The following is an 11,976-nucleotide window of genomic DNA, read 5'->3' on the forward strand; positions in this document are numbered from 1 at the left end:
TGTATGACCACCCCTGTCACCGATGACCTGATCGACCAGTTGGTTGGCCTGGCACCTGGCAGCCGTACCTATGCGGCGCGTCACCAGCGCGAGAAGGTTGCCGCCGCCACCCAGGGCAGCTACAACGCGTTGTTCGATCCGGCACTGCCCGATCTCACGCTCACCGAGCGTCTGCTGGTGGCGCTGTACGCCAGCCGCCTGACGCCTGCGCCCGAACTGGCCGCGCATTACCGGGAGCGCCTGCAGCAGGCGCAGGCCGATGCCGCACTCATCCAGGTGGCTGAGGCCGGCGAGCCGCAAGATGCCCAGCGCCTGAACCAGCCGCGGCTGGCCGCCATCCTCTCCTTCACCCGCACGCTGATCGAAAAGCCGGTGGAAGGCGACAAGGCCGTCTTGCTGGCTTTGCCTGCAGCGGGCATCAGCACACCCGCCGTGGTGGCGCTGTCGCAGCTGATTGCCTTTCTTTCCTACCAGGTGCGGCTCGTGGCCGGCCTCAAAGCCATGAAAGCATCCGAGGAGGCACACGCATGAGCACGCCCGCTACTTTCCAGCCCGCCACGGTCATCCGCTCCCACGGCTTCACCAACGAGTCGCTCGAATGGAAGGCCTGGCTGGATGTGGTTCAACTGGGCGAGGCCACGCCCGATCAGATGGCCGTTCTGGAAGAAAGCCATCCCAAGGCCAAGACTTCGGACTACTACCTCTTTCTGGTGCACCAGCCGCACATCCTGCGTGAGCGCTCCACCGCTTTCAACGCCATCATGTATGCACCGGGTGGCCTCTCGCGCGCCGAGCGGGAGCTGGGGGCCACGGTGGTCTCGCGCATCAATGGCTGCGTGTACTGCGGCTCGGTGCATGCCCAGCGTTTTGAGCAGCTTGCCAAGCGCAGCGACACCATTGCGCAGGTGTTTGAGCAACCTGAGACCGCAGGCACTACGGCCCGCGAAAAGGCGATCGTGCAGTTCTCCATCAAGATCACCGAGCAGCCCGCAGCGCTGGATGCGGGAGACATTGATGCGCTCCAGGCCGAAGGCCTGAACGAAGGCGAGATTCTTGACCTGCTGCATTCCGACGCCATCTTCGCCTGGGCCAACCGCCTGATGCTGAACCTGGGCGAGCCGCTGCTGCCTGCCTGAAGCGCATTTTTGATCGTGTAATCACCCGGCTGCGCTGAGCAAGGCGCGCCGGTACTGAATGGCTTCGGCCACATGGGCAGGAGTGACCGCCTTGGATTGCGCCAGGTCGGCAATCGAGCGGGCCACGCGCAGCGCGCGGTGCACGCCGCGTGCCGACCAGCCAAGCTTGGCTGCCGCGTTCTGCAGCAGTTGCAGTGCGGCTGGCTCGGCCTGGGCGTGTGCATCGAGTGCCTGGCCCTGCAGTTGCTGGTTGAGCGTGCCTTGCCGCGCAAGCGCCATGGCGCGGGCAGCCGCCACCCGCTCGCGGATGGCGGCCGAGGGCTCGGCGGGCGGGGCGGTCAGCAGTTCATCCGCAGGCAGCGGCGTCACCTCGATATGCAGGTCGATACGGTCGAGCAAAGGGCCACTGATGCGGGACTGGTAGCGGCTGACCTGATCGGGCGTGCAGCGGCAGGCGCGCTGGCGCGAGCCGCGAAACCCGCAGGGGCAGGGGTTCATCGCGGCAATCAGTGTGAATCGGGCGGGAAAGCTCGCCTGCTGCGCGGCCCGGGCAATGGTGATGTGGCCTGTCTCCAGCGGCTCGCGCAGGGCTTCGAGCGCGGCGCGCGGAAACTCCGGAAACTCGTCCAGAAAAAGAATTCCATGGTGCGCGAGAGAGATGGCGCCGGGTTTGGGTGGACTGCCGCCGCCCACCAGGGCAACTGCACTGGCAGTGTGGTGTGGCGCCATCGTGGTGCGCTGGCCCCAGTGGCGTGCATCAAAACGGCCCACCAGGCTGTGCAGGGCGGCGTTTTCCAGGGCTTCGGCAATCTGCAGCGGTGGCAGCAGCCCGGCAAAGCGCTGGGCCAGCATGGATTTGCCCGCGCCGGGAGACCCGAGCATCAGCACATTGTGTCCGCCGCTCGCTGCAATCTCAAGGGCGCGCTTGCTGGCCGCCTGGCCTTTGACGTCGCGCATGTCGAAGGCGTCCGCATCGGGCCGCTGGGTCTGCGGGGGCACGCGGCTCCACTGGCTGCGTGCTGCATCTTGCGCACCAGCGCTGGCCGGGGCAAAGTGCTGCACCACGTCCAGCAGGTGTTCGGCGCGGTAGACCTCGGCGTCAGGTACCAACGCAGCCTCTTCGGCACTGCCCGGCGGAAGGACCTGGCGCACCTGCTGGCCGCGCTGGTGCAGGTCCATGCTGGCGGCCAGGGCTCCGCGCACCGGGCGCAGCGCGCCGGACAGCGACAGCTCGCCGGCAAATTCGTAGTGTGCGAGCTGGCTGGCGTCGATCACGCCCGAGGCGGCGAGGATACCGACGGCAATTGCCAGATCGAAACGGCCCGATTCCTTGGGCAGATCGGCAGGCGCAAGGTTGACGGTGATGCGCTTGTTGTGGGGAAACTCCAGCCCACTGTTCTGCAGCGCCGAGCGCACGCGCTCGCGGGCTTCCTTCACTTCCAGGTCGGCCAGACCCACCAGCGTGAAGCTGGGCAGGCCATTGGCCAGATGCACTTCGACAGCAACGGCATGGGCGGTCAAACCCACCAGTGCACGGCTGTGCACCACGGCGAGACTCATGGGGATCATCCTTTGCACCAAATTGGTGCGATTTCCCGCCTCTGAGACGGACAGGGCTGCTTTGAGCATGGCGAAAGCCGTTATTTCGGGCAAGCGGTAGCCGCCAGGAGGTGCGGATGCGTCGCCCGGGCGATACAGGCGGCAGCCAACTGCCTGCCGGAAGGCGCCACACTTTCAAAAACCATAGCGCACGGCGCTTTCTGGATCAGCACAAGAGGGTGATGAACTTTGAAGCTGGCACGCTCTGTGCATTGCATCGGCCATACGAGATCACCAATAAGGAGTGTGGCAATGGCTGAAAGCAAGCGGGGTTGGGCGGTATGGATCGGGGCTGTGTGCGTGGTGCTGCCGATGGCAGCCAGTGCGCAGCTGACGGCCAATGTGGGTCTGACGACCAACTACAAGTTCCGTGGGCAGGATCAAAAGACATCGAGCGCCCGCTGGGTCAAGCCGGCGCTGCAGGGAGGGGTGGATTACACGTTCGGCGAATCCGGCTTCTACGTGGGTAACTGGAATTCGACCGTGCAATGGCTGGACGGCAACCGCGTGGAAATGGATTTCTACGGTGGCTACAAGTTCAAGGCGGCCGATGTGGATTGGGACGTGGGTCTGCTGACCTATGTGTACCCCGGCAATACCACCGGCAACACGACCGAACTGTATGGCGCGGGCACCTATGGTCCGGTGACGGTGAAATACTCGCACACCGTGTCGAAGGATTACTTTGGCTGGGCGGGCAACAAGATCGACGGATCGATGAAAGGCCGCAACACCGGCTACCTGAATGTGGCGTTTGCGCAGGAAGTGGCGCCCAAGACGACGCTGAAGGTGTCTGTGGGCTACACGCGGTTTTCCAGCGATATCAAGGACCTTGGGGTGCCCAACTACCTGGATTACAGCGTGGGCGGCAGCTATGACCTGGGAGATGGCCTGTCGCTCAGCGCCGCCTGGGTGGGGGCCAACAAGACCGGTGATTTCGGGTTCGTGAACAAGGGCCGTGCGATTGTCAGCCTGGCCAAGACGTTTTGATGCTGCACCGCTGCAGCGCATGAGAAGGAGTAGCTATGAACATGAAACTGGTAGTGGCGGTGATCAAGCCCTTCAAGCTCGATGAAGTGCGAGAGGCGCTGTCCGACATTGGGGTGCAAGGCATCACGGTCAGCGAAGTCAAGGGCTTTGGTCGCCAGAAAGGCCACACCGAGTTGTACCGCGGCGCCGAGTACGTGGTTGATTTCTTGCCCAAGGTCAAGCTGGAAATCGCGGTTGGCGAAGACCTGGTGGACCGGGTGATCGAAGCGATTGAAAACGCGGCGCGCACCGGCAAGATTGGCGACGGCAAGATTTTTGTGTCGCCGCTGGAGCAGGTGGTGCGCATCCGTACCGGCGAAACCGGAACGAATGCTCTCTAAAAGATAGCTAATTGCGCTTGATGGATAAGCGCTAGAGGCCAATTTATCTAAAAGGTGTGAATAACATGCGACGACTACTTTCTCTGGCAGGAGCAGCGGCAGCGGCGGTTGCCGCTGGCAGCGCCATGGCAGCCGATGCGGCGCCTGCACTCAACAGCGGCGATACGGCGTGGATGCTGACATCCACCATGCTGGTGATCCTGATGGTGATCCCGGGCCTGGCGCTGTTCTACGGCGGCCTGGTGCGCAGCAAGAACATGCTGTCGGTGCTGGCGCAGGTGTTCGTGATCTTTTCGCTGATCACGGTGCTGTGGGCGGTGTACGGCTACTCGCTCGCCTTTGCGGGAGAAGGCAACTTCTTCGGCGGCTTCGACAAGGCCTTCCTCGCGGGCATCAAGCCCGACACCTTGTCGGCGGCGCTGGCAACCATTCCTGAGTTCGTGTTCGTCTCGTTCCAGTCCACCTTCGCTGCCATCACCGTGGCGCTGATCGTGGGTGCATTTGCCGAGCGCATCAAGTTCTCTGCCGTTCTCCTGTTCTCGGTGCTGTGGTTCACCTTCAGCTACATCCCCATGGCGCACATGGTGTGGGGTGGTGGCCTGCTGGCCAAGGACGGCGCGCTCGACTTTGCGGGCGGCACCGTGGTGCACATCAACGCTGCCGTTGCTGGCCTGGTGGGTTCGTACATGGTGGGCAAGCGCATCGGCTTTGGCCGCGAAGCGCTGGCACCGCACAGCCTGACGCTGACCATGGTGGGCGCATCGCTGCTGTGGGTGGGCTGGTTTGGCTTCAATGCGGGCTCGGCGGGGGCTGCCAACGGCATTGCCGGTCTGGCGTTCATCAACACCATTTTGGCCACGGGCGCCGCAGCGATGGGCTGGATTGCCGCCGAAGCACTGCACAAGGGCAAGGCCTCGATGCTGGGCGCCGCATCGGGCGCAGTGGCCGGGCTGGTCTGCATCACGCCTGCTGCGGGTCTGGTGGGGCCCATGGGCTCGATCATCATGGGCGCCATCGCCGGGCCGCTGTGCCTGTGGGGCGTGTCGGGACTCAAGCGCATGCTCAAGGCCGACGACACCTGCGACGTGTTCGGCGTGCACGGCGTGGGCGGTATTCTGGGCGCGATCCTGACGGGGGTGTTCTGTGCATCCAGCCTGGGCGGTGTGGAGCCGGAAGGCTACAACATGGCCCACCAGGTGTGGGTGCAGGTCAAGAGCGTGCTGATGACCCTGGCGTGGTCTGGCGTGGTGGCAGCGGTGTCGTTTGCCGTCTGCAAGTACACCATCGGGCTGCGGGTGTCGGAAGAGGCCGAGCGCGAAGGCCTGGACATCAGCACGCACGGCGAGGTGGCCTACAGCCGCTGATCGTTCCTCATACTCCTTGGGAGGCCGGACGGGCGAAGAGCCTGGCCGGCTTTTTTTTACTTGCGCTGCTGGCGCTGCAGCTGTGCGGCACCGTGCCGAGGAAGGTGCTTATTCCGTTGCGGTTGCAGGCTCGGGCCACAGGGCCAGGCCTCCTGCCAAACTGAAGGCCTGGTGGTGCCCCAGGCGCCGCAGCGCACGGGCGGCTTGGGCGCTGCGGTTGCCGCTGCGGCAGTAGAACACCACGGGCGTCTCGGCAGGCAGTGCCAGCCATTGGGGCAGTGCATTGAGCAGGCCGGACAGCGGCACCGCCTGGACGCGGTCGTCTCCTTCCAGCCCGGGTGCGCTGCCCAGCTGCTGCTCATAGGGCTCGCGCACATCGACCAGCAGCGGTGGGGTGCCTGCCTGCCGCAATGCCTGGGCCTGCTCCATGGGCAGCTCGACATGCATCGACTGCGTACAGGCATCCACGCGGGCGCCGCAGGCCATGGTCTGGTACGCGGTAGGTGCCAGGTCGCGCTCCAGCGCCTCCTTGGCGGCGGCAAAGGCCGCTGCATCCAACTGGCCCTGCAACACGCCAGCCAGCAGCGGTTGGGCCGTGCATTCCACGCCCAGCGTGCAGGCAAAACGGTCTTCGTAGTCGTGCCCCGGCAGCAGCAGCGTGTGCGGGCCAACGGCCTGCTCCAGCGTGCGCAGCGAACTGGCGTAGGCGAGCGGCTCGCTCTGGGCAAAGTCGCTGCGGCCCAAGGCGCCGGGCATCACGGTGTCGCCCACGAAGGCAAGGCGCAGCGTATCGCCCTCGTGCAGCAGGTATGCGGTGGAATCGGCTGTGTGGCCCGGCAGCGCCAGGCGCGTGAGGCGATGAGCGCCCAGCGCGATCTGCGCAGCGCCCTCAGGCCAGCCCAGCGCATCTGTGGCGCCTTCTGCCTGCAACTGGTGTGGCAGGGCTGCGCGCAGCTCGGGTGCGGAGGATTGGTGGTCGCCGTGGCTGTGGGTGTCGACAACCGCAGCCACCGTGAATTCCCGGCAGCGCACCCATTGGGCGAGGCGGTCCACCAGCTCAGGCAGCGGATCAATCACCACGCAGCGCTGGCTGGCGGCGTCGGCCAGCAGATAGCAGCAGGCGCCGTCAACGACAAAGCGGGTCAGCAATGGAACAGCGCCATGTTCGGTAGCCTGTGGGGCTTCCATGATGCAGTTGGTGCGCAGTGCGGCGCCACAGGCGCGGATACGGGCGCAGGCTTCGTCGATCATCGCGGTGGAGTCTGCTGCGCCGAAGGACATGCGCACGGCAGCGGCCGTCTGCCATGCGGGCAGGCCCATGGCTTCGAGCACATAGCTGGGCTGCGCCTTGGATGCGCTGCAGGCCGAACCTCCGCTCACGCGCAGGCCTGCGGCGTCAAACAGATCGAGCAGCAGCTTGGAGCTGAGCCCGGGCACCGCAAAATTCAGCGTGGTGGGCAGGCTCAGCGCGGGCGGTGCGTTGAACACCAGGCCGGCAAACGCCTCGTTCAAGGCTGAAGCCAGCCGGCTGCGGTGATCGGCAAGTGTGGCGGAATTGGCAAACGTAGCGTCATCCTGCAGCGCCTGCAGCACTGCGCCCAGCGCCGCGATGCCGGCCATGTTCTCGGTGCCCGCGCGAAGTGCGCCTTCCTGGCCACCACCGGCCAGCAGCGGGGTAAATGGCGCGCCTTCACGCACATAGAGCATGCCCACGCCCTTGGGCGCATAGAGCTTGTGGCCGGAGAAGGGCGCGTAGTCGATGCCGCGCTCCAGGGGCTTGAGCGCCAGCTTGCCCAGTGCCTGCACACCATCCACCAGCCACAGTGCGGGGCTGCCCTGCAGTGCGCCTGCTATGGCGTCCAGGTCGCTCACAACACCTGTCTCGTTGTTGGCTGCCATGGTGCAGACCAGGCCTGCAGTGGGCGCTTGCGCGCGCAGCCAGTCCAGGTCATGGCGCCCATCCGTGCCCACCGGAATGGCCTGGATCGGCAGGTGCAGGCCCAGCACCGCGTTCCAGTGCTTGAGTGCCTCGGGTACGGCCTTGTGCTCGGTGGCGCCGTACAGCAATTGCAGCGTGGCCGTGTCGCCAGCATCCTTGCGCTGGCGCAGTGCGGTCAGCGCTGACAGCACGGCGGTCTGAATGCCCTCGGTCGCGCCGCTGGTGAACAGCAACTGTCCGGTGGGCACACCCAGCACGCGGCGCGCGGCAGCGCGCACTTCGTCCAGCAGTGCGCGGGCCTTGAGTCCGCTGCCGTGAATGCTGCTGGGGTTGCCGTAGGCATCGCCCATCACGGCCATGGCGGCGGCGCGGGCTTGCGGGAGCACGGGGGTGGTGGCGTTGGCGTCGAGGTAGATTTCCATACGCAAATTGTCGGGCCCAGCCCAGGGCATACATATGCGAATTCAGCTGTTTGTGGCACTATATTTGGAAGTAAATTCCAATAATCATGCAAAAGATAAAACTGGATTCCATTGATCGCAAGCTGCTGGAGTTGCTGCAGGCTGACGCCGAGATTCAGGTCGCCGATCTCGCAGCCCAGGTGGGCCTGTCGGCCACGCCATGCTGGCGCCGTGTTCAGCGGCTCAAGGAGGCCGGCGTCATCAAGCGCCAGGTGGTGCTGGTGGACCGCGAAAAGGTGAACGTGGGCGTCACCGTTTTCGTTGCGGTGCGCACCAGCACGCACAGCCAGGAATGGTTCGAGCGCTTTCGGGGCGCGGTGCAGGCCATTCCCGAGGTGGTGGAGTTCTACCGCATGAGCGGCGATGTGGATTACCTGCTGCGCGTGGTGGTACCCGACATTGCCGCCTATGACAAGGTCTACAAGCGACTGATTGCCGACACCCAGCTGTTCGATGTGTCGTCCAGCTTTGCGATGGAGGAGCTGAAGTTCACCACCGCGCTGCCGCTGTCCTATATTCCCTGAACAGGTGCGGTGGCACAGAAAATGCAAGGCAGGCCCATGTTTCAAGTTTTTTCCGAAGGAACGCCATGATCTGGCATACCGTGATCAGCCAGCCGTTTGCGTTGGGAGAATCTCCTTTCTGGCAGGCCAGTGGGGGTGTGCTGTATGGGGTGGATGTGGCGGGCAGAAAGCTGTGGCGTACCATGCCCGGATCGGGCTACCTTGACCGCTGGGACATGCCCGCCGAGCCCGGCTGCATTGCCCCGGCGCGCAGCGGTGGCGTGCTCGATGGCTGGATCGTGGTGCTGCGCGACCGCATCTGCCGCGCCACCGACTGGGGTGGCACCCTGCACGACATTGCCCGCCTGCCGATCGACCAGGCTACCGAGCGCGGCAATGATGGCCGCTGCGATGCGCAAGGCCGCCTGTGGGTGGGCACCATCCACGAGCCAGCCAGCGGCCCGCGCCAACCGGTGGGGGCGCTGTACTGTGTGGATGCCAGTGGAGGCACCACAACGGTGCGCAAGGTGCTGGGTGGTGTGGCCAACGCCAATGGCCTGGCATGGTCGCCCGACCGGCGCACCATGTACTGGGCCGATACGCCCACGCACACCGTCAGGCGCTACGCCTGCGACGTGAACGGCAACCCGCAAGGAGAAGGGGAGGTATTCATCCAGTTCGATGGCAAACCCGAAGGCTGGACGCCAGGCGAGCCCGGCTACGGCGGGCGGCCCGATGGCGCTGCAGTGGATGTGGAAGGCAATTACTGGTGCGCCATGTACGAAGGCGGGCGTGTGCTGCAGATATCGCCGCGCGGCGACATTCTGGCCAGCCACACCACGCCCATGCTCTGCCCCACCATGCCCTGCTTTGGCGGCAGTGACGGTCGCACGCTCTACCTGACATCGGCGCGCCATGGCCGCAGCCCGCAGGAGCTGGCCCAACTGCCGCTGTCGGGCTGCGTGTTTGCCATGCGCGTGGGCGTGGCTGGGTTGCCTGCACAGCCTTGGCGCGAGCTGGAGCACGGCTTTTAGGCGAATTTCCGCTGCTGCGCTTTCTTGAGCGGGCGACAGCCCTTGCAACTGCGGCTACCATCGGGCCATGGACCAAGCTGTGGCTGCCTCTCATCACCCCACCGTGCTCGACTGGCAGGAGCGCGTTCGATCTGCCCATGCCCACAAGGCACCGCTGCGCATCCGTGGCGGCGGCAGCAAGGATTTTTACGGCGTTCGCCTGGGTGGCGAGCTGCTGGATACGCGCAGCTATGGCGGCATCGTCAGCTACGAGCCGAGCGAGCTGGTCGTCACCGTGCGCAGCGGCACGCCGCTGGCCGAGCTGGAACAGGTGCTGGCCGAACGTGGCCAATGCCTCGCGTTCGAGCCCCCGCACCTGGGTGCCGGTGTCACCCAGGCTACAGTGGGCGGCATGGTGGCGGCAGGCCTGTCGGGGCCTGCGCGCGTGTCGGCCGGTGCCGTGCGCGACTACATCCTCGGCCTGTCGATGATCAACGGCGTGGGCGAACACCTCACCTTTGGCGGTCAGGTGATGAAGAACGTAGCGGGCTACGACGTATCGCGCCTCATGGCGGGCGCCTGGGGCACGCTGGGCCTGCTCACCGACATCAGCATCAAGGTGCTGCCCATGCAGCGGGCCCAGGCCACCCTGTATTACGAATGCAGCCAGCAGCAGGCCATCGACATGCTGGCGGGCTGGCGTGCACAGCCGTTGCCGATCAACGCCAGCCTGTGGCAGTCGGACGGCAGCAGCGACAGCGGCCACCTGCTGGTGCGCCTGCGCGGCGCCATGGCCGCCGTCGAGGCCGCGCTCAGCCACATGGGCGGCACCATGCTCGACCACGCCCAGGCCGATGGCGCCTGGCTGGCCTGCCGCGAGCAGCAGCTGCCCTGGTTCACGCAGATGGAAGCCGACCACGCGCTGTGGCGGTTGTCGGTGCCGGCCACCACACCGGCGCTGCCCTGCACCGAACAGGCCATTCAACCGCTGATGGAGTGGGGCGGTGCGCTGCGCTGGGTGCAGGCACCCATGCAGCATGCCGCTGCCTTGCACGCCATGGCAGCCAGCGTAGGCGGCAGCGCGGTGTGCTTTCGGCCCGGCGAGGCCGTGCGCTGGGCGTCGTCCGACGATTTTGGCTACACGCCCACGTCCCCGGCGCTGCGCCAGGTGCAGCAGCGGCTCAAGCAGGCGTTTGATCCGAACGGCATCTTCAACCCCGGCCGCCTGGGCGACTGGGCCATCAGCTGAATCCGCTAATCCAGGTACCCCTGCACCATGCAAACCCAATTAGCCCCCGAGTTCAAGAACACGCCCGAAGGCCAGGAGGCCGAAGCCATCCTGCGCAAGTGCGTGCACTGCGGCTTCTGCACCGCCACCTGCCCCACCTACCAATTGCTGGGCGACGAGCTGGACGGCCCGCGCGGCCGCATCTACCTGATCAAGCAGGTGCTCGAAGGCCAGGAGCCCACCCGCAAGACGCAGGAGCACCTGGACAGGTGCCTGACCTGCCGCAACTGCGAATCCACCTGCCCCAGCGGCGTGCAATACGGAAAGCTGCTGGACATCGGTCGCCACATCGTCGATGAGAAGGTGGAGCGCCCACTGGGCGAGCGCGCCGCCCGCTGGGCGCTGCGCACAGGCATGACATCGAAGGCCTTTGGCGCGGCAGTGGCGCTGGGCCGCATCGCCAGGCCCCTGCTGCCTGGCGGCTTGAAGGACAAGCTGCCCAAGGCACCGAGCGCGGGCCGTTGGCCGTCGCGCGAGCATGACCGTAAGGTGATGATGCTGGCCGGCTGTGTGCAGCCTGCCATGTTGCCCAACATCAATGCCGCCACCGCGCGCGTGCTCGATGCCGTAGGCATCCAGACGCTGGTGACGCCCGCTGCCAAATGCTGCGGCGCCGTGCAGCAACACCTGAGCGACCCACAGGGCGCACTGGAGCAGGCGCGCGCCAATATCGACGCCTGGTGGCCCTGGGTGGCCAAACAGCAGATCGAAGCCATCATCAGCACGGCTTCGGGCTGCGGTGTCATGGTCAAGGACTACGGCCATCTGCTGCGGCATGACAAGGAATACGCTGAGCGCGCCGTCACCATCAGCGCGCTGGCGCGCGATTTGAGCGAGCTGCTGCCCGCCATGCTGCCGGAGCTGGAGCAGCGCCTGCAAGGCAGGCTGCAGGTGCCCGATGCCCCGCTGGCCTACCATCCGCCCTGCACCCTGCAGCACGGCCAGAAGCTGCGCGGTGGCGTCGAATCCAGCCTGCGGGCCCTGGGGTTCGATATTCGCGTCTCGCGCGTCGAATCGCACCTGTGCTGTGGCTCGGCGGGCACCTACTCGCTGCTGCAGCCCGAAATTTCGCACCAGCTGCGCGATCGCAAGATCAATACCCTGAACGAGGCCTGCAGCCAGGAAACACCGCCTGCCGCCATTCTGTCGGCCAACATCGGCTGCATCACCCACCTGCAGGCGGGCACCGAGGTGCCGGTGCGCCACTGGATCGAGGTGATCGACGATGCGCTGCAGGCGGCGCAGACCGCTCGCTAACCAATAACCGTACCTGCGGTCGCCGCCTCAGGGCTTGGCCCTTGCG

The 11,976-nt window shown here is 65.7% G+C and carries 11 protein-coding genes; 9 read left to right on the plus strand and 2 right to left on the minus strand.

The features are described 5' to 3' along the window. Positions 1-3: 3 nt before the first annotated feature. Together LAD35_RS01350 and LAD35_RS01355 are read left to right on the plus strand one after the other, a co-directional pair. Positions 4-531: a CMD domain protein gene (locus LAD35_RS01350; protein ID WP_224150979.1), complete on the plus strand. Its 528-nt coding sequence runs from the start codon at positions 4-6 to the stop codon at positions 529-531. Then, the gene (locus LAD35_RS01355; protein WP_224150980.1) at positions 528-1,136 is read left to right on the plus strand and encodes a peroxidase-related enzyme; all 609 of its coding nucleotides are present in this window, start codon (positions 528-530) and stop codon (positions 1,134-1,136) included. Before LAD35_RS01350 ends, LAD35_RS01355 begins: the two co-directional genes overlap by 4 nt. A 21-nt stretch (positions 1,137-1,157) precedes the next feature. Here LAD35_RS01355 and LAD35_RS01360 read toward each other — a convergent pair whose 3' ends face one another. Next, positions 1,158-2,696 carry a YifB family Mg chelatase-like AAA ATPase gene (locus tag LAD35_RS01360; RefSeq protein ID WP_224150981.1) on the minus strand — a complete coding sequence of 513 codons (1,539 nt, stop codon included), beginning with the start codon at positions 2,694-2,696 and terminating at the stop codon, positions 1,158-1,160. A gap of 291 nt (positions 2,697-2,987) precedes the next feature. Here LAD35_RS01360 and LAD35_RS01365 point away from each other — a divergent pair, with 291 nt between their 5' ends. From LAD35_RS01365 to LAD35_RS01375, 3 genes are all read left to right on the plus strand, one after another. Further along, the gene (locus tag LAD35_RS01365) at positions 2,988-3,725 is read left to right on the plus strand and encodes a TorF family putative porin (RefSeq protein ID WP_224150982.1); all 738 of its coding nucleotides are present in this window, start codon (positions 2,988-2,990) and stop codon (positions 3,723-3,725) included. Between the two features lie 41 nt (positions 3,726-3,766). Further along, positions 3,767-4,105, plus strand: coding sequence for a P-II family nitrogen regulator (locus tag LAD35_RS01370; protein WP_184705250.1), 339 nt, complete (start codon positions 3,767-3,769; stop codon positions 4,103-4,105). Between the two features lie 65 nt (positions 4,106-4,170). After that, on the plus strand, positions 4,171-5,469 hold the full coding sequence (locus LAD35_RS01375) for an ammonium transporter (RefSeq protein ID WP_377779967.1): 1,299 nt from the start codon (positions 4,171-4,173) through the stop codon (positions 5,467-5,469). A gap of 108 nt (positions 5,470-5,577) precedes the next feature. On the opposite strand, the gene LAD35_RS01380 is transcribed toward LAD35_RS01375, so the two are convergent. Further along, on the minus strand, positions 5,578-7,830 hold the full coding sequence (locus LAD35_RS01380; protein WP_224150983.1) for an aminotransferase class V-fold PLP-dependent enzyme: 2,253 nt from the start codon (positions 7,828-7,830) through the stop codon (positions 5,578-5,580). An 86-nt stretch (positions 7,831-7,916) separates the two neighbouring features. Here LAD35_RS01380 and LAD35_RS01385 point away from each other — a divergent pair, with 86 nt between their 5' ends. The 4 genes from LAD35_RS01385 (at position 7,917) to glcF (ending at position 11,930) form a co-directional block, all read left to right on the plus strand. Beyond that, positions 7,917-8,393, plus strand: a complete 477-nt coding sequence (locus tag LAD35_RS01385; protein ID WP_224150984.1) for an Lrp/AsnC family transcriptional regulator — start codon at positions 7,917-7,919, stop codon at positions 8,391-8,393. A gap of 65 nt (positions 8,394-8,458) precedes the next feature. Then, a complete protein-coding gene (locus tag LAD35_RS01390) occupies positions 8,459-9,406 on the plus strand; it encodes an SMP-30/gluconolactonase/LRE family protein (protein ID WP_224150985.1) in 948 nt (315 codons plus the stop codon). A 67-nt stretch (positions 9,407-9,473) separates the two neighbouring features. Beyond that, entirely contained in the window at positions 9,474-10,634 is a 1,161-nt protein-coding gene (gene glcE, locus LAD35_RS01395) for a glycolate oxidase subunit GlcE (RefSeq protein WP_224150986.1), read from the plus strand. 27 nt (positions 10,635-10,661) lie between these two features. Continuing rightward, positions 10,662-11,930 carry a glycolate oxidase subunit GlcF gene (gene glcF, locus LAD35_RS01400; protein WP_224150987.1) on the plus strand — a complete coding sequence of 423 codons (1,269 nt, stop codon included), beginning with the start codon at positions 10,662-10,664 and terminating at the stop codon, positions 11,928-11,930. Positions 11,931-11,976 lie beyond the last annotated feature (46 nt).

This window comes from Comamonas odontotermitis (assembly GCF_020080045.1).
In the GTDB taxonomy this organism is placed as follows: domain Bacteria; phylum Pseudomonadota; class Gammaproteobacteria; order Burkholderiales; family Burkholderiaceae_C; genus Comamonas; species Comamonas odontotermitis.